Raw genomic sequence first — 25,860 nt, 5'->3', positions numbered from 1 at the left:
CTGCCAGTTTGCCAGAATGACAAGGGCGTTCGCGTCGGGCGGCCGCCGCGCCGCAGGATCGGTGGGCAACCGCGACCGCCCGTGAACCGAGGAGAAACCATGCACCAGCCCGCGCCGTCCGCCGACCCGCGCCACCGCACCATCGAGGCACCGGCCGGGCGCCTGCACCTCGTCGAGCAGGGCACCGGACCGCTGGTCCTGCTCGTCCACGGCTTCCCCGAGTCCTGGTACTCCTGGCGCCGCCAGCTCCCGGCCCTCGCGGCGGCCGGGTACCGGGCCGTGGCGCTCGACGTGCGCGGCTACGGCCGCTCCTCCAAGCCGGCCGCGACGGACGCCTACCGGATGCTCGACCTGGTGGCGGACAACGTCGCCCTGGTGCGCGCCCTGGGCGAGGAGCGGGCGGTGGTCGTCGGGCACGACTGGGGCTCCAACATCGCGGCGGCCTCCGCCCTGCTCCACCCCGAGGTCTTCCGCGCCGTCGGACTGCTGAGCGTCCCCTACGCGCCGCCCGGCGGCCCCCGCCCGACCGAGGTCTTCGCGCGGATGGGCGGCGACCAGGAGTTCTACGTCTCGTACTTCCAGGAGCCCGGCCGGGCCGAGGCCGAGATGGAGCCCGACCTGCGGGGCTGGCTCGCGGGCTTCTACGCCGCCATGTCCGCCGACACCATGCCCACCCAGGGCGAGCCCGACCCCCACTTCGTGGCCCGCGCCGGGGGCCGGCTGCGTGACCGCTTCCCCGCCGGCAAGCTGCCCGCCTGGCTGACCGAGGAGGACCTCGACGTGTACGCCGGGGAGTTCGAGCGCACCGGCATGACCGGCGCCCTCAACCGCTACCGCAGCATGGACCGCGACTGGGAGGACCTCGCCCGGTACGGCGGCGCCCCGATCGAGCAGCCGTCCCTGTTCATCGGCGGCGCCCTGGACGCCTCCACGACCTGGATGGCCGACGCGATCGCCGCCTTCCCGGCCACCCTCCCGGGCCTGACCTCCAGCCACGTCCTGGACGGCTGCGGGCACTGGATCCAGCAGGAGCGCCCCGAGGAGGTGAACCGCCTGCTGACCTCCTGGCTCGCCTCCCTCCCGGGCTGAACCGCGGGCGGGCCGGCCGGACTTCGTCGCGACACGGAGGGCTCGAAGCGCCGGGCGTCGCTGTGGGGGCCGGCCGGCGATCCCGGCACCGGGACGAGGAACGGAGCTCCGTGATCCGAATGGCCACCTCCCTCACCACCGGACGGACGGCGGCGGCGCAGGACCCCTCCCGTGGGCCCTTACGTTGAGGTCGAACGGCGCTCGGTCGCACCCCCCGCGACCACGCGCAGGGACACGCGGCCACGCGCGGAGACAGTCGGCCCCCGGGGCCGAGGGAATCGGGGAACCGGGTGAGCGTGCCGGAAGAAGTCCTGGTGCCGGAAGAGGGCACCGCGGCGCCCTCGGGGTCGTCGGCCGGCGGCCTCGCGCAGGCGGCCGGGGTCGGCGTCCGCTCCCGAGAGGTCGATCCCGAGTCCGAGTTCCGCGATCCGTGCGGCGTTCTCGAACTGGTCCACGGCCTGGGGGACGGCGACCAGGGGGACGCCGTGGTGGAGCGCCTCCATGGTGCTGTTGCCGCCGCAGTGGGAGACGAACGCCACGGCGTGGGCGAGCACGCGCAGTTGCGGCACGGTGCGGTGGAGGTGGACGTTGGGTGGCACCGCTCCCAGGTGTCGCGGGTCGGTCCGGTCGCCGGTGGCCATGACCACGTCCCACTCGCCGTCGCCGAACGCTTCGAGGCACCGGCGGTAGAAGTCGGGGCGGTCGGTGAAGACGCCACCGAGGGCGATGAGGAGGACGTTTTTGCCGTCGCGCGACTGCCAACTCCCCTGGAACGAGCGGTCGCCGAAGCAGGGTCCGACGAACCGGTGGTGCCCGCCGAGTTCGTGGCGGTGCGGCTGGAACGAGGGCGGGAGCATCACCAGGCAGGTCTCGGGCCGGTCGAGGAAGTCTTGCGCCGTGGTGGTCACGCCGTGGTCGGACAGGAGGGTACGGAGCTGTGTGTGGAACCGGGGGCCCGCCGGGTGCAGGTCGGGGCGGGGCACGCGGGTGGTCGTGAACTGGATGGCGGGCACCCTGCGGGTGTGGGCGAGCAGCGGTGCCTGCCAGCAGCCGTTCTTGTAGAGCAGCAGGTCGGGGCGGTCGCGGTCGAGGGTCGCGGCGAGCTGGGGCAGTACCGCCCGCGCCTCGGTGAGGAAGGGGTCGTGCGTGTCGCCGTCCGTCGGCAGCCTGCCCGATGCGATCAGTTCCTCGAGCGGGGAGCGGTATCCGGTGACGGCGGCGCCGGCGGAGCGGGCCGCGGCGCCGAACCGCTCGGTGACGGCCGCGGTCACCCGGTGTCCGCGGCGGACGAGTTCCGCGACGAGGCCCAGGCTCGAGTAGACGTGGCCGGGTGTCGGGTGGGTCACCGCCCAGACGTGCCGGCCGGACGCGCGGGTGCGCGCGGCGGCGGGCATCAGCCGGCGCCGTCCGGGTGCAGTCCGGTCATCGCCGTCAGGTCGGCCTCGGTCGGCGGGTGGGCGAGTTCGCGGCCCAGCAGCCGGGTGCCGGCCCGCTCGTACTTGTCCACGCCGGTGCGCAGCTCGGCTTTGTCGAACAGCTCGATGGCCGGCGGCCAGAGGTCCAGGAACGCGCAGAGCTGCTGCCACAGTTGCCGGGCGTCATAGGCCTCGAACGCCCGGGTGACCTCGGGGAGGGCGAGCAGCAGCCGGTGCCGTGCCTCGGCGTCGCGCCCGGTGATCTCGTGCAGGACCTCGGTGGCGGCGTTGCCCGCTCCTCGGCCGAGGCCAGCCAGTGAGGCGTCGGCCCACTGGGCCCCGCCGCGCCGGGCGGCGAGCACGTTGGCCAGGGCGAGCCGCTTGCAGTCGTGGGCGTGGAAGCCCAGGGGCAGTCCGACGGTCCCGCTCAGACGGTGGAAGATCTCCTCGACCTGGTCCGGGAGGAAGGCGCTGTTGGTGTCGGCGACGTAGAACATCCGCGCTCCGGCGCTCTCCGCCGTCTTGGCGCACGCTTCGACCGCCTCCGGGTCGGCCCAGCTGGCGAGCGTGAGGTTGACGGTGAACGGCATGGCGGCGCGGGTGAGCCGGTCGGCGACGTCGTGCCACCGGCCGTCGCCGTTCGGGGTGACCGGGATCCGCACCAGGGACAGCCCTGCGCCCGCCAGGGCGGGTAGGTCGAGCGGCTCCGTGCCTCCGGGGTGCAGCATCCCCACCAGCGGGGTGGTCGTGGCGGCGGCCAGGTCCGCCACGTGCTCGGGCGTCAGGGCGTAGCAGGGGCCGGCGTGCGGGTACGCGCCGTGGTTCGGCGGGAGGCCGGTGAGGTAGCCGATCTCGATGCCGTCCAGTCCGGCCGGGTCGAGCAGGGCGACCACCGCTCGGGCGTCGTCGAGGCCGAGTCTGAAGTCGTTGACGAATCCGCCGTCGCGCAGGGTGACGTCGAGGATTTTCACGGGGGTGCCTCTCGGTTCAGGTGCTCTGTTCGGTCCGGCGGGTCCGGCGCGCGGGGGTGGTCGCGGCGGTTGTCGGCCCGAAGCGGTCCAGGGCCCGGTGGTAGGCGTCCTGGTACTCGTTGCCGCCGGCCGCGCCGCGTTCCTCGTAGGGGCTGCCGAAGAGCGAGCGGTACACGGCGAACCAGTCGGGCCGGGAGCTCAGGAAGAGGATGTCGTGCACCGCGATGTGGCGCAGCGCGAACAGCGGCACGGGCGAGACCTTGTTGCCGAACGCGGGGTTGCGGGCGGCCGGTGCCCGGCAGAGCGGGTGGAACTGGCCGAGCATCATGCCCTGGCGTACGAAGTGGGTCTTCAGGTCGGCGTGGACGTCGTCGAGGACGGTGGCGCGCTGTGCGGAGAGGTTCGGGAAGGCGGTGACGATGGTCTTCAGTGACTTCTCCGGTCCGGTCAGCGGTGGTGTGCGCCGGAAGACGGGGATGTAGCGGCGCAGGAGGTCGTTGAGCCGGGCGGCGTCGACCGTGTCGTCGACTTCGCCGTGCACGGCGATGTGGAGGGCCTCGGCCTTGACCGCGGGCGGCACGAAGGGGCAGATGGGGCCGCTGCGGCCCAGTTGCGGGTGGGGCTGGGAGATGTAGTCCCGGGCCCAGTCGAGGACTTCCTGGGCGCAGCGGGCGGTGGACGGGGTGAGGAGCCCGGTGGGGGTGAGCTGTCGCACGGCTGGTCACCCTTTCGTGCGTCGGGCGAAGAGGTAGCACTTCGCCTCGGGTGGCCGGTCGGGTGTATGGACGACTTTGAGGTGGTTGAGCCGCCGCCAGGTGCGGGGACGGGCTTCGCCGGGTGGTGTGCCGGGGGCGGGGCGGGGTCGGGCCGTGCCGAATTGCCGGAGGGCGTCGGCGTCCTGGGGGCGGCAGAGTCCGAGCGCGGTCAGGCGGTTCAGGGCTCGTTCCCAGGGTGGTGGGGTGCCGGGCCGCAGCCGGGAGCGGAACATGTACTCGATCCCGAGGCGGTCCTGCGTGCGGGCCGCGATGTCCAGGTCGAGGGTCAGGCAGTCGACGGTCGGGGCCATGGGGTGCAGGACGGGTAGCAGGTCCCGGTGGTGGCCGGGCCAGGCGGTGGTGTCCAGGTGGTCGAGCAGTTGGCGGCTGGTCAGTCCTTGGACGCACAGCCGCCGGTGGTCCGCGTCGCGGGGCAGCAGGACGCCGAGGACGACGCCGGAGGCGGCGGTGGGGGTCGAGCGCAGGCAGTGGGCGAGGAAGGCCCGGTGCGCCGGGTCCGGCGCGGTGCCGGTGAGCAGGGCCGTGGCCTCGTCGAGCGGCGCGTTCGCCGCGCCGGAGCGCGCGGTGCCGGGGTCGATGTCGAGGAAGACGTTCGGCGGTGGCGGGGTCGGGGGGGCGGTGTCGGTGGGGTCGAGGTCGGTGGGGTCGAGGTCGAACTCCAGCCAGACGTCCCGGATGTGTCCGTGCAGCGGGCCGGCCGGGTCCGTCCAGGCGGTGGCGAAGTCGGCCAGCCGGCCCCATCCGGGGTGGGGCGGGCCGGTGGCGCGGTGTGTGCGTTCGGCCAGGTGTGCCAGGGCGGCGCGTTCGTGAGGGGCCTTGCCCACGCAGAACATGAAGTCGACGGGGGCTGTGTCCGGGCCGAGCCGGCATTCCAGGCCGACGAAGCCGCTGACGTCGCGCGGGAAGTGGCGCGCCGTGTGGAGGGCCCGGGCCAGCCGGGCCGGTGGCACGAGGTCGGGGTGCAGGTCCTGGGTGAGGTCGGCCACCAGGTCGGAGAGCCGGTCGGCCGGGGCGGTGCGCGAGGTCATGCCGGTGTGTCCCCTCGTGCGTCCCGCACGGCCCACAGGTGGCAGGTCAGTTGCCGGTCGGAGGGCGGTTCGCCGAGGGCGGGGCCGAAGGTCGCCAGGACCCTCAGGCCCGCTTCCTCGGCGGCGGTGGCCAGGCGTGCGGGGGCGTGGAGGGGGAAGCGGGACCAGAACTCCGTGACCTCGCCCTCCTCGTGGAGGAAGAGGCGGTGGTGCACGCGTTCGCGTTCCGCGGGGAAGAGGAGCCGGCGCAGCACGGCGGCCCGGACCGGCCGTCCCATCAGGTGGGTGGAGGGGTCCTGGGTGACGGTGATGTCCGGGTCGCGCCGGTCGAGGTCGGCGGGGGCGCGGCTGAGTTCGCACAGCAGGTGTCCGCCCGGGCGCAGGGTTCGGGCCATCTGTGCCATGAACGGGGCCAGTTCGGGTTCCCGCAGTTGGAGTGAGGGCCCCTGGACCGCGAGCACGAGGTCGAAGTCGCGGTCGAACGTCATCGCGGCCATCGGGAGCGGCAGGTACTGGCAGTCGAGTCCGGCGGCCGAGGCGCGGCGGCGGGCGAAGTCGAGGAAGGCGGGGTTGATGTCGGTCGCGGTCACCCGGTATCCGAGTTCCGCGAGGCGGTGGCTGTGGATGCCGGGGCCGCAGCCGATGTCGAGCACGGCCGCGCCGGGCGGCAACCGCAGGTGGCGGTGCAGCCAGTCGACCGCCTGCTCGGCCGCGTCGACGGCGGGCCCGGCGGGGGCGGCGGAGCCGCCGTCCTGGCGGTACTGGCGGGCCAGGATGTCCTCGACGCCCATCGAGCCCCAGGGCGTCGGGTCCGGCGGCGTGAATTCCGAGAGTTCTTCTTTGAGCGGTGTCCCGTGGAACCACTTCGAGGTGCCTGCCGGCATGATGTCAGGGCTTTCCGTGAGTCGGACCGCGCCGAATGGTATCGAGTGCGTAGTCGTGCGGCGAGAACGGTTTGAGGTAGCGCCGCACCGCGTTCATCCCGCGCGGATTCCTGGTTTTTCTCAGGTCCTTCTGGAGGCCGTCCAGGTAGGAATAGGTGTAGGGCACCACGTGGGTTCCGGAGAAACGGCCGGAAAGGGGCCGAACGGCTTTTCCGGTCAGGAGTTCGGCGTCGATCGCCCGGTGCATCTCCGGTGGGCTCGGCAGCGCGATGCGTCCGGTGGCGTGGGCGGCCAGCCAGCGCGCGCCGAGTTCCGAGGTGGTGGGGGTGAACAGGCTGGAGTTGTAGCCGACGAACCCGAGCCCGGGCACCTCGGGGCTCACCAGGCAGCGGTAGAGCCGGTAGCGGCCCTCGGGGTCGACGATCCGGGCGGCCAGGGCCGGGTCCAGGAACGGGAGCTCCTGGCGGTAGCCGGTGCCGAGGACGACCACGTCGGCCGCCAGCACCCGGCCGTCGGAGAGCACCGCCCCTTCGGCGGTGAACCCTTCGGCGCCCGCCCGGTGCACCTGGATCCGGCCGGCCCGGACCAGGCGGAAGAGTGCCGCGGGCGCCACCTGGAAACCGGAGGCCACCTGGTCCCCGAACCGGTGCGCCGGGCGCAGTCCGCTGGCGCGCAGGCGGAACTGGCAGGACAGCAGCAGTTCCACGGCCCGCCACAGGAGCGCCAGCAGGCGCCGCCGGCCGGCCTCCAGGCGCGCCGGGCCGGGTGAGCGCGACGGCATGAGCGACTCCCACAGCCGTGAGGTGCAGACGTGGCGGATGTGCACCAGCCCGCCGAAGAACCGCGGCACCGTCCAGACGGCCCGGCGCACGACCAGGTGCACCTCCCGCGCCCGCGGCGCCGCGGTGGCGGCGATGTCCATGGCCGACTTCCCGAACCCGACCACGACCACGCGCCGTCCCCGGAACAGCTCCGCCGAGCCGCAGTCCGAGGTGTGCAGCACCGTTCCGCCCGCGGTGGTGAACCGCCGCGTGCCGGGCAGGTCGGGAACGTGCGGCGCGCTGAAGATGCCGTTGCACACCAGGAGGAAGTCGAACTCCCGGGTGGAGCGCCCCGTCGGCGCGTCGACCGTCACCGACCAGGACGGCGCGCCCGCCCCGCGCGGCCGCGCGCGCACCACGGTGGAGCGGTAGCAGATGAGCGGCGCCACCCCGAAGCGCTCGGCGTACGCGCGCAGGTACGCCTGCACGTGGCGTGCCGACGGCCAGTCGGGGTGGTCGGCCGGGGTCGGGAAGTCGGAGAACGCGTACTGATCGCCCGGGGTCTGCGTGGTCAGCCCGGCGTAGGCCCGGCGGGGGTTCCACACGCCGCCGAGCTGGTCCGAGCGCTCGAAGACGGTGACCTCGTGCCCTTCTTCGTGGAAGGTCTTCGCCGCGACGATTCCGCTGACCCCGGCCCCGATGACGCAGACACGCAACCGGGGTATGGGTGCCCGATTCCCGTCGTCCATGGGAGGTCCTTTGCTCGGCTGGGAGGTCCTTTGCTCGGCGAATTCTCCGGCCCCGCCGGACTGGGGTTTCCGCTATTCGAAGCCATTCGTAGCACCCCATGGGTTCGAGTGCGACCCATTGCGCATCCATTCGAGTGGAAATCGCTTTCCCGGCGCCGGAAGGTACGAGCGCGAATCGCGTGGGCCTCGTGAGACGGTGTGGCTGTCGCGCCACGGCCCGCTCCCGCACCGCTACCAGCTCGACGGAGTCGACGTCGTCCCCGCACTGATCGAGCGGAACAGGGAGTGCTGGGTGGCGCGACTGCTCGGAGAGGGACCCCGCCGGGCAACCGCGGGGCCGGCCCCGCCCGTCCGCCGCCCTACAGCCGGTGCCGGGAGAAGAACTGCCAGGCGGCGGCGGAGGCGCTCGGGCCGGTCGGGTCGCCGAACCGCGCGACCTCCGGGTCGGTGGAGCCGCCGGACCACTTGTGGCCCATGCCGTGGACGGTCCAGAACTCCAGCAGGCCGCCGTACTCGGCGACGGTGTAGCCGCGGCCGCCGGGGACGGTGGCGTCGGTGACCCGCGTGGGCTGGGCGGGAACGGTCGGAAGCCCCTGCGCGGAGCGGGCCAGGTTGTCGGTGAGACGCCACTGTTCCAGGGCCTGGAGGCCGCACTGGTAGGGGACGAACGGGTCGGCGTCGCCGTGGAAGAGGATCACCGGGACGGGGCGCCGGCGCGGGCCCATCTGCGCGAACGCCCGCTGCGCCAGGTCCGCCGTGTCGGCGGTCGGCAGGTAGACGCCGGCGCAGCCCGTGACTCCGTGGCCGTAGGCGGCGCCGGAGTAGACGCCGATCGCGGCGTAGAGGTCGGGGTAGTCCGCTCCGAGCATGGAGGTCTCGAAGCCGCCGGCGGACATGCCCAGGGCGTAGGTGCGGCTGGTGTCGACGTTCCAGGTGCCCGCCACGGCGCGGGTCATGCCAGCGATGGCGGCGGCGTCGCCGTGGTCGCGGGTCTCGCCCTGCGGGTCGGTGGTGGCGCGCCAGCAGCGGCCGTTGAGGAGGCGGTCGTAGGCGTCCCCGTCGGGGTAGAGGACGAGGGCGTGCTGCTGCTCGGCGACCTCGTTGAAAGCGCTGGACTGCGCGCGCTGGTCGGCGGTGGTGTTGCAGCCGTGAAGCACGACGACCAGCGGTGACGGCGTCCCGGGGTCGTAGCCGGAGGGGACGTAGAGGCTGTAGTCGTAGGCGTCGCCGGCGGAGTCGTAGCTCCGGTGGAGGTAGCCGCCGGGCCCGGGGAAGGCGGACGCGGTGGTCGCGGCGGACGACGCGGACGCGGTCGGGGCGGGCAGGAGCAGGCCGGTGGCGGTGAGCAGCAGGGCCAGCAGGCGGGCGGGGCCGGGTTTCACGCGGTCTCCTTCGGGGCGGAGGGGGCTCAGCGGAGGGCGGCGCGGCGGTCGAGTTCCCGCTGGAGGCGGCGGACGTCGTCGGACCAGGGGCGGTGCAGCAGGGTGAGGAGCAGGCTGTTGGCGAGCATGAGGCCGACGAGGACGGTGAGGAAGACCGGGCGGAGCCCGAAGGCTTCGCCGGCCAGGCCCGCGCCGAGGGTGAAGGCGGCCCAGGCGAGGGCCTCGGCGACGGAGACGTAGACGGTGAAGGCGGCGTCGCGCAGTTCCGGCGGGACGACGGCCAGCACCATGGGGCGGTTGATGCCGGGGTTGACGCCCTGGGTGGTGCCCATGAGCAGGAAGAACAGGGCGTGGGGGCCGATGCTGCCGTAGTCGATCTGGGTGCCCAGGTAGGCGAGGACGGCGAAGGCGATCTGGGCGCCCTGGAGGGCGGCCGGCAGGCCGTGGCGGGGGCTGCGGCGGTCGGCCCAGTCGGAGAGGAAGCCCCCGAGGGCGGTGCCCAGGACGTAGCCCAGGCCCAGTGGCAGCAGGACGACGGCGGCCTTCGCGGTGGTGAATCCGAAGACGTCGACGAGGTAGACGACCGCGAAGGAGCCGAGGAGGAGGTGTCCGGACAGCAGCCGGGAGGCGACCAGGACGGCGAAGGTGCGGATACGCAGCAGGGAGAGCAGCGCGGCGCGGTCGAGCGTGGGCAGGGCGGCCGCGGGTGTGCCGGTGCGCCCGGCGAGCTGCGGTTCGGCGGCGCCGCGGCCCGGGTCGCGGAAGAACAGCAGGAGGAGCAGGCCGAAGAGGACGTTGAGGGTGCCGATGGTCCAGAAGCCCCAGCGCCAGCCGTCCTCGAAGCCCGAGAGTTGGCCGATGAGCGGGCCGAGGGCGGACCCCGCCAGGGCGAGTCCGCCGTAGAGGGCGCCGGTGGCGCGGCCGCGGGAGGGGCCCGGGAACAGGTCGCCGAGGATGCTCGGTACCAGGGGCTGGGCGGCGGCGTATCCGGCGGCCAGGATCGTGGTGAGCAGCAGCAGTTGGGTGAAGTCCCGGGCGAAGCCGGCGGCGATTCCCCAGACGCCCCAGAATCCGGTGGCCAGGACGAGGACGTTCTTGCGGGACCAGCGGTGCGCGGCCCAGGCCCACAGCGGTCCGGCGACGACGGCGACGAGCTTGCCGGTGGCGGTGAGGACGCCCAGGGAGCCGAGGGTGAGGCCGAGGGACTGCCGGATCACCGGGAACAGGCCGCTGATCAGGCCGGCTTCGGAGCCGTCGACGAGCATTGCGCCGCCGAGGAGGGAGAGTTGGCGCCAGCGTCCCCGTCCGTTTCCCCCTTCGTGTCCCCGTCCCTGCCCTTGTTCCTGTCCTTGTTCCTGTCCCCGGACGGGGGATGGCGGTTCCGGTTCGGCGTCGGTCGGGGCGGTCGGTCTCAGGTCGGTATGCTCGGGCACAGGTCACTCCCGCGGGTCACGTGGTTCATGTGAAGGGACGGCGCGCCGGGGAGCGACGACCGGTGGCGGGGTGGCCGCCCCGCCACCGGTCATGCCACGTCCCCGTCCGGCGGTTGGCGGCGGAGGCCGGATTTCGGGCAGCAGGGGTCAGAGCTCGGCCAGTTCGCGGGCGACGGCGTGCAGCGCCGGGGCGTCGAGCTGCCCGCCCACGACGGCGGCCAGGTCGAGCAGCGGGAGTCCGCCGAGGAACTGGAGGAACTCCGAGTCGACGATGCCGGGCAGGTGCTTGCGCAGGACCTCGACCGCGACGGGGTCGGCGATCAGCGCGAGGACGGGCGTGCGCACCGAGAGCCGGCCGGCGGGGAAGTCCTGGGCACGGGGGAACGGCCGGGTGGCGTCGCGCGCCTGGTCGCGCTGGGCGCGGACCAGCAGGTGTTCGTCCGAGACCGGTCCCTCGGCGGGGAGCCCGAGGCGTTCGTACTGGCTCGGCGGCGCGTCGTTGGCGCGCATCAGGTCGACCAGCAGCCCGGCCATCCGCAGCTCGGCCGCGTCGTCGACGACGGGGGAGAGCTGGTCGGGGTCGGTCTCCAGGTCGAACAGGAGGGTGCCGTGCTGGTACGGGTTGAGCAGGGAGCGGCCCGGGGTGCGCAGCGTCCGGACGCCCTTGGTGAAGCTGAAGGGCTCGGCCAGTTCGAGGTCCTTCAGTTCGGCGGGGGTGAACCGGCCGCGCATGCGGGTGGGCATCAGGGTGTGCTCCAGCAGGGGCTGGTTGTCCGGGTTCACGGGTGCCCGCAGGTAGACCCAGCGGCCGTCGGTGACGTTGACGTGGCCGCCGTGGGCGCCGAACAGGCCGGCCTCGCGGACCGGGGTGTCGGCGGCGACGGGCAGCGGGTGGCCCTGCATGTCCGCGGGCCGCTCCACACCGAAGAAGTCCAGCAGGGTGGGCGCGAGGTCGATGGTCTGCACCAGGGCGCCGCGGCGCTCGCCGGCGCGGCCGGCGCGCGGGTCCCAGACGAACAGCGGGAGGTGGACGAGTTCGTTGTACCAGGGCTGGATGTTCTTGCCCCACCAGCCCTTCTCGCCGAGCAGCAGGCCGTGGTCGGTGTTGACGATCAGCAGGGTGTCGTCCCACAGGGCGAGTTCGTCCATCAGGTCGAGCACCCGGCCGAGCGAGTGGTCGCACATGGACAGCAGCGCCGCGTACTCGTTGCGGGCGTGGGCGACCTGGTCGTCGCTCTCCACCACCCGTTTGTAGTCGGGCCAGTCGAAGTGCGGGCCGTCGTAGTCGTGCGGGTAGAGGTCCTTGTAGCGCTGGTGGGAGAAGAAGGGTTCGTGCGGGTCGAAGGTCTCGATCTGCACGAACCAGCGGTCGGCGTCCCGGTTGGTGCGGACGAACTCGACGCCCGCGTCGAAGGTGAGCGTCTGGGGGTGCTCGGCCTCGGTGGGCAGGTACCGCCGGTTGATCCAGTCCTGGCGGTGGGTCGCGAACCGCAGCCGCTTCAGGTCCTCGGGGATCTCCGGGTCGGCCACCTGTCCCTTCCACGGGTCGCCCTCCTGGCCGCGGAAGAACTCCCAGGTGGTGTACCGGCCGTGGTAGGTGGCGCCGCCGTCCTCCCAGTAGTGGGGGTGGTCGCTGGCCAGGTGGGTGTGGACGCCGTGCTGCTTGAGCAGCTCGGGCATGGAGTCGTCGAACGGCTCCAGCGGCCCCCAGCCGCGGTGCAGGAAGTTGTGGCGGCCCGTGTGGATCTCGCGGCGGGCCGGCATGCAGGGCAGCGAGCCGGCCCACGCGTTGTCGAAGGTGACCGAACGCTCCGCGAGGCGCCGGAAGTTGGGGGCGTGGGTCCAGTCACCCCCGTACGGCGGCAGCAGGTGCCGGTTGAGGCTGTCGAACATCACCATGATCGCCTTCATCGGGCGTCTCCCTCCGTCGCGGCGGCCGTGTCCTGGGCCTGCCGCTCCTCCAGCCTGGTCAGCATTCCTTCCAGCCAGTCGACCCAGCGGTCCACCGAGGCGGCGCCGAAGCGGTGCAGTTCCTCGGCGACGTCACGGGCCAGCTGCTGGTCGAGTTCGGGCAGCGGGTCGGTGAAGCGCAGGCTCCGGTCCCGGCCGCGGTTGCGGGCGATCTGGGCGCGCCGGAAGTCCAGCTCGGTGCGCAGCAGCCGGATCGCCGCCTGACGGTCCAGCGGCGCCGCGAAGGCGAAGCGGGCCAGGAAGTCCGCGTCCTGGAAGCGGCTCGGCGGGTCGTACGGGGAACGCACCCAGTCCAGCAGCGCCTCCCGCCCGACCGGGGTCAGCCGGTAGACCTTCGCGTCCGGGCGGCCCTCGCGGGGGTCCACCTGGTAGTCGACCCAGCCGTCCACGACCATCCGCCCCAACAGCCGGTAGATCTGGCTGTGGTGGGCCCGCGACCGCAGGAACTGGCCCTCGGTCTCCACCCACTTGCGCAGGTCGTACCCGCTGAGCGGGCGGCCGGCCAGCAGCGCGAGCAACACGTACTCGAAGCGCAACTCCATCTCCCCTATGTGCATGGTGTCCTATGTGCAGAGTGCTCTAGCCGATGGGGAAGGACAACGCCTTCGGCGGTCCCGCCATCAGCTGTTCACGGGAGTTCACGCAGCCGCAGTACCGGGCGGGATCGGGGGGCGTCGGTTCCGCCCGGCAGCTCGAAACGGGGGCCGCCCGTCGCGGTACGCCGGGTGCGCCAGCCCCACGAGGCGCCGAGGTGCGGCGCCCTTCGACACGGTTCGGGCCCGCGTTCGTCGGCGATTTGGGATCATGAGGACATGAACACAGGGGTGGGGGAGAACGCGGAGCTCGCACGCAGAGCACGCGAGTTCGAACGGGAGCCGATCCGGGAGCTGCTCCCCGAGGTGCGCGCGCAACAGGAGCGCGTGCGCGAGGAGTTCCCCCTCGCCCGGTGGCCGGACCTGCCCCTGGTGCAGTACGCCCTGGGCCTCAACGGCAGCCAGGGGACCTTCTGCCGGCTGCTGGAGTACGGGACCGACGCGCTCGGCAGCATTCGGGGCGGCAGCGCCGCCAAGCACATCATCTACCGGCACAACAGCGGCCAATGGCGCTACCCGTCGCGACTGCGGCACCTCGACCACCACGGGGCGTGGGGTGTCATCCGATCGGAGTTCGACGAGGCACTCCGGCTGGCCGGCGCCCGCGACTACCGGGGCATCGACGACCTGGAGGTGCTGGCCTTCGGACCGGCCCTGGTGACCAAGGCGTTGTCGATCTACTTCCCGGACGACTACCTGCCGATCTTCTCCGCCTCGCACGTACGGCACTTCGCCGCTCTGCTCGGCGCGCCCGAACTCCTCAAGGCCTCCAGCGTCCGGACCTGGCGGGCCAACCGTGTCCTGTACGACCTGATCCGCCGCAGCCGGCTCTTCGAGGGCTGGCACCCGCACGAGGTCATGCACTTCCTCTACGCCGAATACGACCCCCGGATCGTCGACGGGGACGTGTGGAAGATCGCCCCCGGCGACGGTGCCCGTTTCTGGGACGACTGCCGCGAGAACGGCCACATCTGCGTGGCCTGGGACGAGGTCGGAGACCTCGGGCAGTACGAGAGCGACCGCGAACTGAAGTACACCCTGGACCGGACCCGGCCCGACCCGCGCGGCGGGAACCTCCGTCTGGCCCGGCACCTGCTCGGCTTCCGGGACCTGGAGGCCGGCGAGCAGATCATCGCCAACAACGGCAAGTCCGAGGTACTCGCCCTCGGCACCGTCACCGGTGGCTACACCTACGACCACTCCCGCCCGATGTTCCGTCATCTGGTGGCCGTCGACTGGGACACCTCCTACGCCCAGCACCTCGACGCCCCCGTCCAGGCGTGGCAGCAGACCTTCGCCAAGGTCCCCGACCGGCTGCTGCGCCAGATCCGCGCGGCCCGCACCCCCGGCCGGGAACCGGCCGGCCCGCAACGACCGACCACCGACAGGCCCGCCTGCACACCGATCGCCGAGGCGCCCGCCGCGGTGCGCCAGATCGTCGACGCGCTGGAACACAAGGGCCAGGTGATCCTCCAGGGCCCGCCCGGCACCGGCAAGACCCGGCTCGCCCTCAGCACGGCCCTGGCCCTGGCCGGGCGGGCCGACCTGATCGACGCGGACCCGGCCGAGCGCGCCGCCGCGCTCGCCGAACTCCTGACCGTGTCCGACAAGGGCGAGCCCGGCCGGTTGACCATGGTGACCTTCCACGCCTCGTACGGTTACGAGGACTTCGTCGAAGGGTTCAAACCCGACCCGGACCCCAAGGGCGCCGGACTGCGACTCGAACTCCGGACGGGGCTGTTCCGGCGGGTGTGCGAAGCGGCGGCGGCCGCGCCCGAGGAGACCTTCCTCCTGGTCATCGACGAGATCAACCGCGGCGACCTCCCCCGGATCCTCGGCGAACTGATCACCCTGCTGGAACTCGACAAGCGGGGAATCCCCCTCACCCTGCCGATCAGCGGGAAACAACAGGCCGTCCCCAAGAACGTCCGCATCATCGGCACCATGAACACCGCCGACCGCAGCATCGGCCACCTCGACGCCGCGATCCGACGCCGGTTCGCCACCATCGACGTGCCGCCCGACCTCGAAGCCGTCGACGGCGAAGTCGGCGGCCTCGACCTCGCCGAATTCCTGCAGAGCCTCAACGCCCGTCTGTACCGCGCCTTCGGCCCGGACCAGGTGATCGGCCAAGCCGCACTCCTGCGCGACGACCGCCCGCTGGCCACGGCCGAGGAACTCGCCACCGCCTTCCGCCACGACATCGTCCCGCTGGTGGACGACCACTGCCTGGGCCGCCCCGAACTGCTGCAGGAGATCCTCGGCACCCTCGTCGACCCCGCCACCGGCCGGATCGCCTGGAGCAGCCCCGCAGACCTGCCCCAACTGCTGGCGACCGAGTTCACCGGTGCCGACCCTGACGACAACCTCGATGACTGAACGGCGCACCGACCCGCCCGAGGTGAAGGTCGAGGAACACGGCACCGCCCTCCTGCGGGAGGACCAGCTCACCGACAAGGACGTCCGCCTGCTGAAACACCTCCAGGGCAAAGGCAGACTCACCCTCCAACGCACCCGACACGGATGGCGGCTGCGTACCCACTCGGTCACCGGCGTACTGCTCCTCGACGGCGTCCGGCTCACCCTGCGTCCCAAACTCCCCATCGCCGGCGAGCAGCTCATCACCTGGCTCTGCTACGCCAACGGCGTGCCGGTGCCGCACGAACCGACACTCCGCCGCTGGCGCACCAGCAGCACCGGCTACGCCGACGTCGTGCTGCCCGCCCTCCTGGCGGAGTGCCAGACCCTCCTGCGCCGCGGACTCAACCGCGGCTACCAGCAGACCGAGCGAGTCGAGCCGACCCTTCGCGGACGGCTGGACATCCACCGGCAGATCGTCCGCCGCTACGGCGCGGTCGACCGCCTGCACGTACGGACCTTCGAGCGGGACCTGGCGATCTGGGAGAACCAGATCTGCGGCGCCGCCCTGGCCGCGGCCGTCCCGCTCGCGGCTGGCAGGCCGGCGCTGGCCGGCGAGCTGGAGACCGCCGCCGCGCGGTTCCCCCGCCCACACCTCGGAGCCACCGTGACCAGACTGCTGCGCCGGGCGCGCTACACCCGGCTGAACGAGCACTACCGGGCGGCGCACGTCTGGTCGGCGCTGGTCCTCGGCGGTGGCGGCGTGAGCGACCTGCTGGCCCACCGCGGCACCCACGCCGGGAGCGTGCTGCTGCACCTCGACCGGCTCTGGGAATTGGTCGTCCGGCGGATGGCCGCCGACGCCGCCCACACCGTGGACGGACGCCTCGCCCGGCCCGAAGAGGGCCGCATCCAGACCTTCGGCGGACTCGGCCGCAGCGACCCCTCCTTCCGGCCCGACACCCTTCTCGCCTTCGACAACACCCCCGAGACCCGCTTCCTCACCATCGACGCGAAACACAAAGCCCTCCAGAGCGCCGACGTCGGCGCCCCCGACCGCCACCAACTCCTGACCTACATCGCCGGATACACCACCCCGGCGGCCCCGACCGCCGTGATCGTCCACCCCGCCCACGACGGCTCGTCCCACCGCACCCTGCGCATCCAGGGCCCCCGCGGCCTCCTCGGTGTCATCGACGTCCTCGGCCTCGACACCCGCCTGCCGCCACGCCAGGCCGCCGAGCCCCTGCGCACCCTGATCGCCGACTTCGCCGCCGGCACCCTGTAGCAAGGGGTCTGTACACGGAGGAGGAGCGGCGCTGTTCCGTCGTCGGCGGAAGCGACGGACGGCGGGTCACCGTCCCGGTCAAGTCGCCGCGGCAGGCCGTCGTCCCCGGTCGAGCAGGAGGCATGAACGCCCAGCTATCACGAGCCTGGCGTTTCTGCCCAGCTCAGGGGCATGATCGACCACCCGGGGTCAGCAGAAGGTCAGCAGGATTCCCGAAGGTACCAGCCAGATGGCGACCACAGGCCTGCTGAGCACCTGTGGCGGCGTCGAGTGGGTCTGGTTGGTACCCCTTGGAGGTGTGACGACGGTAGGCAGGGATCAGCGTGCAGACCTTGTCCTTGCGGCTGTTACTCCTCAGAGGGAGTTCTGTGAGGGTCTGAGCGTTTGTCCGTTGTTCCGAAGTCGGCTTCCATCCAGAAGGGTTGACGTCTGGCGGAGATGCGGTCTGCTGTGGGCATGGGCGAGCGCAGGGCCTACCCGAGCGACCTGTCGGATGAGGCGTGGGAGCTGATCCGGCCGGTCATCACGGCCTGGAAGGGACGCCACCAATCGGTCAGCGGGCACCAGGGGCGGTACGACATGCGGGAGATTCTCAACGCGATCCTTTACCAGGCCCGCACCGGCTGCCAGTGGCGCTACCTGCCACATGATCTCCCGCCGCCCAGCGCCGTCTACTACTACTTCGGCACGTGGCGCGACGACGGGACCACCGAAACCATCCACGACCTGTTGCGCTGGCAGGTCCGCGAGAGCCGGAAGCGGCACGAGGATCCCACCGCCCTGGTCCTGGACTCCCAGACGGTACGGGCCTCGACGAACGCGCCCAAGGAGACGACCGGACTGGACCCGGGAAAGAAGAGTCCGGGCCGCAAGCGGGGTATCGCCACCGACGTGCTCGGCCTGATCATCGCCGCTGTCGTGGTCGCGGCCAGCGTCCACGACAACGCGATCGGAATCAGCCTGCTGGACAAGGTCGTCCACGCCGTGCCCACGGTGACGAAGGCATGGGTGTTTCTACCCCTCGAAGGGGCGACGAGGGCCATCCTCGTGCGGGCTGGCCTGCTGGAGTACTGGTTGGTGCCCCTCCAAGGGGCGATGAGGGGGGTGGGGGCCGCGGGCCGATGACCTGGCCGACACGTTCAAGTTGCTACCCCTCGGAGGGGCGTGGCGGCACATCCGTCGGTCCAGCGGCATTTACGACCTGGTGAGTGATAGCGGCGGCGATGTGACCAGCAATGTAATAGGCGGCATGATCTGACGACGTGATGATCACGGTGAACCGTGCCCTCCTCGGCCACCGGGTGCTGACCGGAATCTCGCGCCGGCACCTGGCGGAGCTCATCGCCGAGCTCGCGTCTCCCTGGCAGGCCGAGGTTGAGGGGCGGCGGCATGTCGCCCGTGGTGGAGTGCGTCGACGGGCCGTCGGAGCGGGTGCCCGGCACCGGCTCGTGTTCGTCGACCGGGTGACCGCTACGCTCATCCACCTGCGCCACGACCTGCCGCACTCGGTCCTGGCCCTGCTGTTCGGTGTCGACCGCTCCACGATCAGCCGGGCTGTCGGCGAGGTCAGAGGCCTGCTCGCCACCCGCGGCTTCGCGGTGCCCGACCGGCCCGGGATACGGCTGCGGACTCTCGCGGACGTCTTCGCCTACGCGCAGGCCGAGGGCGTCGTGCTGCGACTGGATGCCACCGAGGTCCAGGTCCGCCGCCCGACCCCGCACCGCGGGGGGCGTCGGGCCTACGTTTCCGGCAAGAAGAAGCAGAACACGATGAAGGCCACCGTCGTCGCCGACGCGAAGGGCCGCACCCTTTGGGCCGGGAACCTCCGCCCCGGACGCATACACGACACCACCGCGATAAGGGGCGAAGGCATCGACGATCTCTTCCGCCAGTTCCCCAGAGTCCAAGTTCTTCTCGACGACGGCTACTTGGGTCTCCGAAGGGACCATCCCGGCAAGGCCGTCACACCGCCCAAGAAGCCGAACAAGATTGCCGCGCCTGAAGTCCACGAGGCTCGAGAACAGGCTCGCCATGAGCACTCGTTTCAGCGCATTCCCGTTGAGCACGCCCTCGCCGACCACAAGCGCTGGAAGGGCCTGGCCCGCTGGACCCACCGCCGCGACACCCTCCCGGCAACCTACCTCGCCGTCGCCGGCCTCGTCTCCGACCGCACCGCCGCCGTCTGACCAACGGCCCCGCTCAGGCCGTCACATCGCCGCCGCTATCACGCACCAGGTCGTAAGCGTCAGAGGTAGCCGAACACCAGGAGCAGGGTCAGTGCAGCGGTGTCGGCGCTTCTGTACCAGCGGGCCGCTTGGGTGAAGGAGTGGGCAGGCGGGGGTTGGTTCTTGGTGCAGTAGGGGGGTGGGACGTTGTCAGGGGCGGACGGGGAGCGCGAGCCGTTCGATGCGGGTGGCCAGGTCGGGGTCACTCTCGGTGCGGCCGAGGCGGCATGTTGTGGTGGTGCGCACCGCGGTGGCCTTGACGCCGCGCATGCTCATGCACAGGTGCTCGCCGGTGGTGAAGACGGCGACGTCGTCGGTGGCGGCGGCCTTGGCGAGGTCGTGGGCGACGTCGTGCGTGATGCGTTCCTGGAGCTGGAGGGCGTGGGTGTGGGCCTCCAGGTGCCGTACCAGCTTGGACAGGCCGAGGACGGCGGTGTCCGGTACGTAGGCGATGGAGACGTCGAGGCGGAAGGGGAGCAGGTGGTGCTCGCAGACGCTCCACGCCTCGATGCCGGTCAGCAGGACGAAGTCACCGTACCGGCCCTCCTGGGCGAAGCTGGTGTCGAGTCGGCCGGGGTCGTGGTCGAGGAACTCGCCCCACCAGTCGGCGAAGCGGCGGGGTGTGTCCTGGAGGCCGTCGCGGTCGGGGTCTTCGCCGAGGGCGAGCAGCAGCTCGCGGGTCAGCTCCTGGACGCGCAGGCGGTCGACCAGGTGTCGGCGCTGGGCTTGTACGGGTATGGACGTCATGGTCATCCCTTGGCGGTGAGTTGACGAGAGTGGGCCGCAGGAGTGCGGCAGTTCAGAGGTGGGTGGCGCTGGGCACGCAACCGAGGATCGGCACGGTGGTGAACGCTTCCGCGTACCGGGTGCCGATGCGGGCGCCCCAGAGCCGGCCGAGGGTCTCGGCCATGGGACCGAAGTGCTGCTCGATCGGCTGACTCGCGTGCTCGCGCAGCGCGGCCATCTTGGTGTCGAAGGTCGCGGTGGCGTCCACGATCACGTCGGCGCGCACCGGGCCGTCGAGGGTGAGCGAGTTGTAGGTGTCGCAGGTGTAGAGGCGGCTCGGCCGGCCGGTGGCGATCCGCGGCTCGGGGACGGCCGCGAGCACGGCCGCGGCGACGGCCCGGTGCTCAGGGTGGACGTCGTTGAGCGGGTGGGTGATGACTGCCTCCAGCAGCACTTGCTGCATGGTGGCGTGGTCGAGCCGGGGCACTTGGCGTAGTTCGGCGCCGAGGACGGTGGCGCCTTTGCAGGCCTCGGCGTCGCGGAGTTCGTCGCGGTGCGGGACGACGATGGTGACGGCGGCGCACCGGGCGTGGAGGGCGAGGGTGGCGCCGGCCCACAGTTCGGCGTCGTCGGGGTGTGCGAAGGCGGCCAGGAGCGAGCCGGGCACGGCACTGCTCACCACAGCCCCAGCTTCTCGATGACGTCGGCGGGCTTCGGCAGCTGGGGGCTGGCCTCGCCGCAGAGGACGATGGGAACGTCCAGGTCGCGGCGCAGCGTGATCATCGCTTCCCAGCGCAGCACGTCGGCCCAGGCGGTGGTGATCGCGGCGCCCTTGGCACCGGTAAGCCGACCGGAGCTGGGCAGGTCGCGCAGTGGCATGCCATCGCGCAGCAGGGCGGCGGCGACCTTCGGGCCGACGCCGCGGACCCCGGGGATGTTGTCGGACTTGTCACCGGTCAGGGCACGGAAGGCCGGCCACTGGGTGGGGGTGACGCCGTAGCGGGTGTGGACCTCGTCGGCGGTGATGATCCGCTGGGAGGACTTCCGGGAGCGGTTGAGGATGCGCACGCGGTCGTCGAGGAGCTGGTAGAAGTCCATGTCCCGCGACATGACCAGGACCGGCCGGGAGGCGGCGGCCCGGGTGGCGAGGGTGGCGATGACGTCGTCGGCCTCGGCGTTGCCGATCTCGACCCACCGGATCCCGTGCGCGTCCAGGCCGTCCTTCACCGGGGCGAGGAACTGCAGCGGCTTGAGGGCCTCCGGTGTCGCCTCCCGGTTCGCCTTGTACTCCTGGTCGGCGGCGACGCGCTCGGCCGTGCCGTGCTCGCCGTCGAAGACGACCAGGACCTCGGGCTGTGCGACGTCGAGGTCGTCGCGGACCGTGGCGCGCAGCAGGGCGAAGAAGGCGAACAGGCCGGTCAGTTCGCGGGTCTTGTCGCGGGAGAAGATCGGGGCGGGGAAGCCGAAGGTGCCGGCCCACAGAAGGTTGAATCCGTCGACGAGCAGCAACGGAGCTGGGGTTGCAGGGTTTTCGGGCATCACGACACCGCCTCCAGGAAGAAGTCAGCGATTCGGCGCGGCTCGAACTCGGCCGCTCTCCGATACACGGTCTGTGTAGTCGCGGCGTACAGTATGTCATCTTCCAGCAGGGTTTGTGCCGCCTTGTGGAGAGCGGTCGGGCCGTCGTCGTGGTCGACGAGGAGGTGGTCAGCGTCGCCGGTCGGGCTGATCAGGGCGGGCAGGTTGCCGACCCGGTAGGCGACGACCGGGGTGCCGACGCTCATGGCCTCCAGTGCGACCAGGCCGAAGGTCTCCTTGTGGCTGGGCACAATGACCACCGCCGCGCCGGCGAGCCAGGGAAGAACCTCGTCCCAGGCCAGCGTCCCGCGCAGACGGACGTTCGGGGTTCGGGTGGCTGCCTTCCTGCAGGCGTGGAGGAGCGCGGACTGGGACCCCGTACTGTCCTCGAACCCCGCTTCGGCGAGGGCTACTTCGAGGGGCCGGTCCCAGCCGGAGGCGGCCTCCAGCAGGTCGAGTACGCCCTTCTCCGGCCCGAGCCGCGCGAGGACGCGCACCGGGCCGCTGCGGCGCAGCTGCTCGCGGAGCTCCGGTGCTGGTGGGGCCACGGCGGGGTCGGGCATGAGTGGGTTGGGGACGACGCGGAGGTTGCGCGGGCCCCAGCCGGCCAGCTCGTCGCGCACGACGGCGGAGGGCACGAGGACGTGGGTGGCGCGGGCGAGGGCCGGCCCGGCGTCGAGGGTGTGCGGCTTGACGTGGGCGGCGAGCGCCCGGCGGACGTGACCGGGGATGTCGCCGCGCAGGCGGCCGAGGCCCCACAGTGCGTCGGTGAACAGGACGGTGTCGATGCGGTGTTCGGTGATCAGGTCCCGGATCTGGCGGGTCAGCCTGGTGTCCTGGTAGGTGACGGCGCGGCGCAGCACGTCGTCATCGCACGGGAACTGCACGTCGTCGAGGCGCAATCGGGCGATGGTGACGCCGGGGAGGCCGGGGCCTTCGGGCTGAGGTGCGGCGGTGGCGATGATGGGCCGGTGGCCGTTTCGGGAGAGGCCGAGGGCCAGCGCGGCCGTCGCGCGTTCGATGCCGGCCGGGGCGTCAGGGGTCCAGGAGACGAGGACCAGCAGGACGCCGCGGGAGGAGGGCTGAGTGATCACCGGGCGCTCACCCACTTCAGGGCGGATACGGGTTGGGTCTGGCCGCTGTGCGGTGTCTCCCAGGGGAAGACGACCCAGTCGTCGACGGTCCAGGCCCACCGGTCGGGGGTCTGCGTGCACCCGCGGTTGCGGAAGAGTGCCGCCGTCATGATCTCGGCGGAGTAGTCGAGCCGGTCGTTCAGCGCATTGCTGACGGCGGTGAACGTCGCTCCGGTGCCGGCGATGTCGTCCACGAGGAGCACTGTCCCGGACAGGCGTCCGGGCAGGGAGTTGGCGAGCTGGACCTCGACGTCGCCGGTGGCCTGCTGGAACGGGGCGTCGCTCGTGTTGTGCTTGGCGGCGACGGTGTGGAAGGGCACTTTGAGGTAGTCGGCCATGAGGCGGGCCGGTTTGATCCCGCCGGAGGCGATGCCGATCACACAGGTCACGTCCGGGTCGATCCCGATGACGGACTCGGCGATCATCCGGGCCGCGTCGAAGCACTGGTAGTGCGTCGGCGCGTACGGGACGCGCTGGGCGAAGACCCGCCTGCCGGTGTGCGAGGAGCTGGTCACGAGGAACTCCCGGAAATGGGCGGGCGCAGGTCGGCCGGGCCGGTGACGGGGACGAATGCGGAGATGCCGGTGGCACCCCGGGTGTTGCGCCAGGCGTAGCCGTCGGCGCGCAGGACGGTGAAGCCGCCCGCGCTGGCTCGGGTGCGCAGCCGGACCCGGACGCCGTCGGGGACGGCGAGTGGGCCGACGATCTCTTGGGCCTGCTCGTCGGTGAGCATCTGCTCGGCGGCGAGCGCGGCGCCGTCGCCGATGGGGAGCATCTGGAGGAAGGTCACCCCGCCGGCGCCGAGTTGGGCGGCACGGTCCAGCAGTTCCTGGGCCTCGTGCTGGTTCGACTGCATGAGGACCATTTGGAGCTGCACGAACAGGCCTGCGTCGACGGCGGCGCGGATTCCAGCGCGGGCGCGCCGGTAGCTGTCCTGGCCGCGCCAGCGGTCGTGGGTGGCCTCGGTGGCGCCGTCGAGAGAGACGCGGATCGCGTCGAGAGCGTCGGCGAGCTCCTCGGCACGGCGGGTGAGGTGCCAGCCGTTGGTGGTGCAGCTGACCACGCTGGTGCCCTGGCGGCGGACCGCGCGGGCGAGCTCGGGCAGGTCGCGCAGCAGCAGCGGCTCGCCGCCCGAGATGTCCACGCCCAGCACCCCCGAGGCGGCGATGTGGCCGGCGAGGACGCGCCGCTCCGCCGCGGTGGACTCGCGCACGCTCTTGTCGTCGAGGCACTGCGGGCAGTCCAGGTTGCAGCGCACGATCGGGGACCAGCACATGCTCAGCGGGTATTCGAGCGCGAGCGTCGAGGGATCCGCCTCGGGCCAGGCGGCCACCTGCTGGTCGTCCAAGGCGACGCAGCCGGCGGGCAGCGGCTGGGGTGGCAGGTGGTTGGTGCCGACCGCGGGGTCGTGCACGACGGTGGTGCCGCCGACGGTGGCGGCGGCGAAAGCGCGGATCATCGGGTGATCACCTCGGCGTCGGTCATGTGCTTGTCAGCGGCGGTGGCGAAGGCGCGACCAAGCCCGGCGGGCGCGGGCAGCGTGAGCAGGTGGCGGTAGCGGGCGAGCGTCGCGGGCCAGGAGGCGAGCTTGGCCTGCCACTGGGCGGCGGCGTCCGGCGGGTCGAGGTGGAAGCCCACGGCCTGACGCAGCGGGACCACGAGGCAGCCGGAGGCGATCAGGGCCGCGCCGAGGTGGGTGTCCTCCATGCCCCAGCCCAGCGCCCCGAACTCCTCGTCGAAGCCGCCGACGTCGACCAGTTGCTCGCGCGGAACGGCCAGCAGCGCGGTGACGACCATCCGCGGCAGGTCCCAGTCGTAGTAGGACCGGCCGTACCCGAGGGTCTGGAAGTCGTTGGTGGCATCCAGCGGGCGCCCGTCCACCGCGTCGCTGAGTGTGAGGCCGGAGTAGGGCAGGACCTTGCCCACCGGGGGTTTCCAGGTGACGCGGTGGTCGGCACCGAGGAGCGGCGGCGCCTTGGGCAGCAGCGGCTCGCCGCAGGGAGACGCCTGGTAGGTGACGTTGTGCCGGAACCCGGTCAGCACGGTGTCGGCCGCGGCGCGCACGGCGACATCGGCGAACACGTGCGGCGGCAGCACCATGTCCGCGTCGACGAACAGGACGGTCGGCGCCTGGGCGATTCGGGCACCGGCGTTGCGCGCCGCCGCCGAGCCGCGCCGCCCGGCCAGGCGCACCGCGGTGGTGACCACCGGGTGGCGGCGGGCGATCTCGAACGTCGCGTCCGTGGAGGCATCGTCCACGAGGATCACCTCCACATCGGCCGCGTGCTGCTGCGCGCCGAGCGCGTTCAGCACCGTCGGCAGGGCGTAGGCGGTGTTGCGGGCCGGGATCACGACCGACATCGTCCGGCCGGCGGCGGCTTGCGCAGGGGTGGGCTGGTGCCAGTTCAGGCCGGTGCGCTCGGTGAACCCGGTGGTGAAGTACCGGTGGGCGTTGGCCTGGGTCTTGAGCGCGTCCGCGAGGCTGATGTGCATCACGGCCACCTCCATTCGTCGAGCACGGCGGCGGCCTGGGGCCAGCCGCGGGGGTCGGGGATCCAGTGCAGGACCGGTCGCTCCGGCAGGGCCAGGAGGTCGGCGAGCAGGACCAGGTAGTCGGGTTCGAGGACCAGCAGCACCCGCTGTGGAACGCCGTTGGCGGCGAAGTCGCGCCGCAGCTGCCCGTTCACGATCAGGCGCAGCCCCTCGACCCGGTCGGAGTCGAGGCGCTGGTCGTACGAGGCGATCAGGTCGTCCGCACGCACCAGGCCGAAGGCCGCGGACAGGAAGCGGATCCGGCTGCGCGCGTGCGGGTGATCGGCGAAGCGGCTGTGCAACTGCGGCGCGATGCCTCCGGCGTACCGCTCCAGGGCGGGCAGGAGGCCGACGTCCGGCGCCTTGCGACGGGAGCAGCCCGCGATCACCAGGTCGCCGATCACGCCGCCCTCACCACCCGGAAGCCGATGCCCGGCGAGCCGAGCTCGGCCGGAGCAGCGTTGAGGAACGTGCACCGGGCATACAGCAGAAGGGAGTTGTAGGAACCGCCCCGGATCACGAAGCCGCCGCCGATCGTCTTCGAGGCGGTCCACTCCCAGCAGTTGCCCGCCATGTCCCACAGCCCGGCCGGCGTCCGGCCCAGGGGGTGGGAGCTGACCGGGGTGAGCCGTCCGCAGAGGTCGCGGAGGTTGGCTCGTCCCTCGGCCGGTTCCTCGTCTCCCCACGGGTACCGTCGGCGCTCGGGCCCGGAGGCCGCCCACTCCCACTCCTTCGACAGCGGCAGCCGGCCGCCCAGGTCTGCCGCGATCCGGGCCGCCTGCGCCTGGGCTACCCCGACCAGCGGCCGGTGGTCCGGAGCGAGGCCGAGCTGGGTCGGGGTGACCGGGGTCGCCGTCCACTCCAGGTCGACCACCTTCACCGGCTTCTTCCGGTCGCCGAACAGGCAGACACCGCCCGGCACCGGCACCCAGGCGAGCCTGTGGCCGACGAGGTTCATCGTCATCGCT

General features: G+C 72.2%; 23 protein-coding genes and 1 pseudogene. 5 read left to right on the top strand and 19 right to left on the bottom strand.

The features are described from left to right. Positions 1-99 precede the first annotated feature (99 nt). Positions 100-1,089 carry an alpha/beta fold hydrolase gene (locus tag ACFRMQ_RS00815; RefSeq protein ID WP_380725400.1) on the top strand — a complete coding sequence of 330 codons (990 nt, stop codon included), beginning with the start codon at positions 100-102 and terminating at the stop codon, positions 1,087-1,089. Positions 1,090-1,268: 179 nt separating this feature from the next. Here the strand turns inward: ACFRMQ_RS00815 and ACFRMQ_RS00810 are convergent, their stop codons facing one another. The 10 genes from ACFRMQ_RS00810 to ACFRMQ_RS00765 all read right to left on the bottom strand — a co-directional run bounded on the left by ACFRMQ_RS00810 (position 1,269) and on the right by ACFRMQ_RS00765 (position 13,016). Continuing rightward, a complete protein-coding gene (locus tag ACFRMQ_RS00810) occupies positions 1,269-2,483 on the bottom strand; it encodes a macrolide family glycosyltransferase (RefSeq protein ID WP_380725398.1) in 1,215 nt (404 codons plus the stop codon). Continuing rightward, positions 2,483-3,475, bottom strand: a complete 993-nt coding sequence (locus ACFRMQ_RS00805) for a hypothetical protein (RefSeq protein ID WP_380725396.1) — start codon at positions 3,473-3,475, stop codon at positions 2,483-2,485. The genes ACFRMQ_RS00810 and ACFRMQ_RS00805 overlap by 1 nt, the downstream gene beginning before the upstream one ends. A 16-nt stretch (positions 3,476-3,491) precedes the next feature. Then, complete coding sequence (locus tag ACFRMQ_RS00800) at positions 3,492-4,190, bottom strand: DUF6875 domain-containing protein (RefSeq protein WP_380725394.1); 699 nt, start codon at positions 4,188-4,190, stop codon at positions 3,492-3,494. Positions 4,191-4,196: 6 nt separating this feature from the next. Beyond that, complete coding sequence (locus ACFRMQ_RS00795; RefSeq protein ID WP_380725392.1) at positions 4,197-5,279, bottom strand: hypothetical protein; 1,083 nt, start codon at positions 5,277-5,279, stop codon at positions 4,197-4,199. After that, positions 5,276-6,163, bottom strand: coding sequence for a class I SAM-dependent methyltransferase (locus ACFRMQ_RS00790; protein WP_380725390.1), 888 nt, complete (start codon positions 6,161-6,163; stop codon positions 5,276-5,278). The genes ACFRMQ_RS00795 and ACFRMQ_RS00790 overlap by 4 nt, the downstream gene beginning before the upstream one ends. A 4-nt stretch (positions 6,164-6,167) precedes the next feature. Next, positions 6,168-7,673 carry a flavin-containing monooxygenase gene (locus tag ACFRMQ_RS00785; protein WP_380725388.1) on the bottom strand — a complete coding sequence of 502 codons (1,506 nt, stop codon included), beginning with the start codon at positions 7,671-7,673 and terminating at the stop codon, positions 6,168-6,170. A gap of 359 nt (positions 7,674-8,032) precedes the next feature. Beyond that, the gene (locus tag ACFRMQ_RS00780) at positions 8,033-9,055 is read right to left on the bottom strand and encodes an alpha/beta hydrolase family esterase (RefSeq protein ID WP_380725386.1); all 1,023 of its coding nucleotides are present in this window, start codon (positions 9,053-9,055) and stop codon (positions 8,033-8,035) included. Positions 9,056-9,081: 26 nt separating this feature from the next. Next, positions 9,082-10,320, bottom strand: coding sequence for an MFS transporter (locus ACFRMQ_RS00775; protein WP_380725384.1), 1,239 nt, complete (start codon positions 10,318-10,320; stop codon positions 9,082-9,084). Between the two features lie 315 nt (positions 10,321-10,635). Further along, entirely contained in the window at positions 10,636-12,399 is a 1,764-nt protein-coding gene (locus ACFRMQ_RS00770) for a sulfatase (RefSeq protein WP_380725382.1), read from the bottom strand. Further along, entirely contained in the window at positions 12,396-13,016 is a 621-nt protein-coding gene (locus ACFRMQ_RS00765) for a PadR family transcriptional regulator (RefSeq protein ID WP_380725380.1), read from the bottom strand. The genes ACFRMQ_RS00770 and ACFRMQ_RS00765 overlap by 4 nt, the downstream gene beginning before the upstream one ends. A 255-nt stretch (positions 13,017-13,271) precedes the next feature. Between ACFRMQ_RS00765 and ACFRMQ_RS00760 the strand changes: the two genes are divergently transcribed. The 4 genes and pseudogenes from ACFRMQ_RS00760 (at position 13,272) to ACFRMQ_RS00745 (ending at position 18,884) form a co-directional block, all read left to right on the top strand. Then, positions 13,272-15,431, top strand: a complete 2,160-nt coding sequence (locus ACFRMQ_RS00760; RefSeq protein ID WP_380725378.1) for an AAA family ATPase — start codon at positions 13,272-13,274, stop codon at positions 15,429-15,431. After that, complete coding sequence (locus ACFRMQ_RS00755) at positions 15,424-16,698, top strand: PE-PGRS family protein (RefSeq protein WP_380725376.1); 1,275 nt, start codon at positions 15,424-15,426, stop codon at positions 16,696-16,698. Before ACFRMQ_RS00760 ends, ACFRMQ_RS00755 begins: the two co-directional genes overlap by 8 nt. Before the next feature lie 456 nt (positions 16,699-17,154). Then, a pseudogene (locus ACFRMQ_RS00750) lies at positions 17,155-17,709 on the top strand (IS5 family transposase); the annotation flags it as partial. Between the two features lie 254 nt (positions 17,710-17,963). After that, entirely contained in the window at positions 17,964-18,884 is a 921-nt protein-coding gene (locus ACFRMQ_RS00745) for a transposase family protein (protein WP_380725548.1), read from the top strand. Positions 18,885-19,073: 189 nt separating this feature from the next. Here ACFRMQ_RS00745 and folE read toward each other — a convergent pair whose 3' ends face one another. Genes folE through ACFRMQ_RS00700 form a run of 9 tightly spaced genes read right to left on the bottom strand, consistent with a single transcriptional unit; the run spans position 19,074 to position 25,856 of the window. Next, the gene (gene folE, locus ACFRMQ_RS00740; protein WP_380725374.1) at positions 19,074-19,670 is read right to left on the bottom strand and encodes a GTP cyclohydrolase I; all 597 of its coding nucleotides are present in this window, start codon (positions 19,668-19,670) and stop codon (positions 19,074-19,076) included. 52 nt (positions 19,671-19,722) lie between these two features. Beyond that, entirely contained in the window at positions 19,723-20,328 is a 606-nt protein-coding gene (locus tag ACFRMQ_RS00735) for a PIG-L deacetylase family protein (protein ID WP_380725372.1), read from the bottom strand. Then, positions 20,325-21,158, bottom strand: coding sequence for a 5'-3' exonuclease H3TH domain-containing protein (locus tag ACFRMQ_RS00730; RefSeq protein ID WP_380725370.1), 834 nt, complete (start codon positions 21,156-21,158; stop codon positions 20,325-20,327). Before ACFRMQ_RS00730 ends, ACFRMQ_RS00735 begins: the two co-directional genes overlap by 4 nt. A gap of 29 nt (positions 21,159-21,187) precedes the next feature. Next, on the bottom strand, positions 21,188-22,321 hold the full coding sequence (locus tag ACFRMQ_RS00725) for a glycosyltransferase family 4 protein (protein WP_380725368.1): 1,134 nt from the start codon (positions 22,319-22,321) through the stop codon (positions 21,188-21,190). Continuing rightward, on the bottom strand, positions 22,318-22,875 hold the full coding sequence (locus ACFRMQ_RS00720) for a phosphoribosyltransferase (RefSeq protein ID WP_380725366.1): 558 nt from the start codon (positions 22,873-22,875) through the stop codon (positions 22,318-22,320). The genes ACFRMQ_RS00725 and ACFRMQ_RS00720 overlap by 4 nt, the downstream gene beginning before the upstream one ends. Further along, positions 22,872-23,819: a radical SAM protein gene (locus tag ACFRMQ_RS00715; protein WP_380725364.1), complete on the bottom strand. Its 948-nt coding sequence runs from the start codon at positions 23,817-23,819 to the stop codon at positions 22,872-22,874. The genes ACFRMQ_RS00720 and ACFRMQ_RS00715 overlap by 4 nt, the downstream gene beginning before the upstream one ends. Beyond that, complete coding sequence (locus ACFRMQ_RS00710) at positions 23,816-24,853, bottom strand: glycosyltransferase family 2 protein (RefSeq protein WP_380725545.1); 1,038 nt, start codon at positions 24,851-24,853, stop codon at positions 23,816-23,818. The genes ACFRMQ_RS00715 and ACFRMQ_RS00710 overlap by 4 nt, the downstream gene beginning before the upstream one ends. After that, entirely contained in the window at positions 24,853-25,296 is a 444-nt protein-coding gene (locus ACFRMQ_RS00705; protein WP_380725362.1) for a hypothetical protein, read from the bottom strand. Before ACFRMQ_RS00705 ends, ACFRMQ_RS00710 begins: the two co-directional genes overlap by 1 nt. Then, positions 25,293-25,856, bottom strand: a complete 564-nt coding sequence (locus ACFRMQ_RS00700) for a formylglycine-generating enzyme family protein (protein WP_380725360.1) — start codon at positions 25,854-25,856, stop codon at positions 25,293-25,295. Before ACFRMQ_RS00700 ends, ACFRMQ_RS00705 begins: the two co-directional genes overlap by 4 nt. Positions 25,857-25,860: the final 4 nt, after the last annotated feature.

This window comes from Kitasatospora sp. NPDC056783 (assembly GCF_042789895.1).
GTDB lineage: Bacteria > Actinomycetota > Actinomycetes > Streptomycetales > Streptomycetaceae > Kitasatospora.
The sequence above is the reverse complement of the archived record's forward strand: the minus strand, read 5'-3'. Positions and strand labels throughout refer to the sequence as shown.

Excerpts from the sequence above, each read along its gene's own strand:
- ACFRMQ_RS00760 (WP_380725378.1), top strand. The coding sequence starts at position 13,272 with ATGAACACAGGGGTGGGGGAGAACGCGGAGCTCGCACGCAGAGCACGC.
- ACFRMQ_RS00700 (WP_380725360.1), bottom strand. The coding sequence starts at position 25,856 with ATGACGATGAACCTCGTCGGCCACAGGCTCGCCTGGGTGCCGGTGCCG.
- ACFRMQ_RS00710 (WP_380725545.1), bottom strand. The coding sequence starts at position 24,853 with ATGCACATCAGCCTCGCGGACGCGCTCAAGACCCAGGCCAACGCCCAC.
- ACFRMQ_RS00755 (WP_380725376.1), top strand. The coding sequence starts at position 15,424 with ATGACTGAACGGCGCACCGACCCGCCCGAGGTGAAGGTCGAGGAACAC.
- ACFRMQ_RS00785 (WP_380725388.1), bottom strand. The coding sequence starts at position 7,673 with ATGGACGACGGGAATCGGGCACCCATACCCCGGTTGCGTGTCTGCGTC.
- ACFRMQ_RS00770 (WP_380725382.1), bottom strand. The coding sequence starts at position 12,399 with ATGAAGGCGATCATGGTGATGTTCGACAGCCTCAACCGGCACCTGCTG.
- ACFRMQ_RS00715 (WP_380725364.1), bottom strand. The coding sequence starts at position 23,819 with ATGATCCGCGCTTTCGCCGCCGCCACCGTCGGCGGCACCACCGTCGTG.
- ACFRMQ_RS00815 (WP_380725400.1), top strand. The coding sequence starts at position 100 with ATGCACCAGCCCGCGCCGTCCGCCGACCCGCGCCACCGCACCATCGAG.
- ACFRMQ_RS00795 (WP_380725392.1), bottom strand. The coding sequence starts at position 5,279 with ATGACCTCGCGCACCGCCCCGGCCGACCGGCTCTCCGACCTGGTGGCC.
- ACFRMQ_RS00775 (WP_380725384.1), bottom strand. The coding sequence starts at position 10,320 with ATGCTCGTCGACGGCTCCGAAGCCGGCCTGATCAGCGGCCTGTTCCCG.
- ACFRMQ_RS00790 (WP_380725390.1), bottom strand. The coding sequence starts at position 6,163 with ATGCCGGCAGGCACCTCGAAGTGGTTCCACGGGACACCGCTCAAAGAA.
- ACFRMQ_RS00745 (WP_380725548.1), top strand. The coding sequence starts at position 17,964 with ATGATCACGGTGAACCGTGCCCTCCTCGGCCACCGGGTGCTGACCGGA.
- folE (WP_380725374.1), bottom strand. The coding sequence starts at position 19,670 with ATGACGTCCATACCCGTACAAGCCCAGCGCCGACACCTGGTCGACCGC.
- ACFRMQ_RS00765 (WP_380725380.1), bottom strand. The coding sequence starts at position 13,016 with ATGCACATAGGGGAGATGGAGTTGCGCTTCGAGTACGTGTTGCTCGCG.
- ACFRMQ_RS00810 (WP_380725398.1), bottom strand. The coding sequence starts at position 2,483 with ATGCCCGCCGCCGCGCGCACCCGCGCGTCCGGCCGGCACGTCTGGGCG.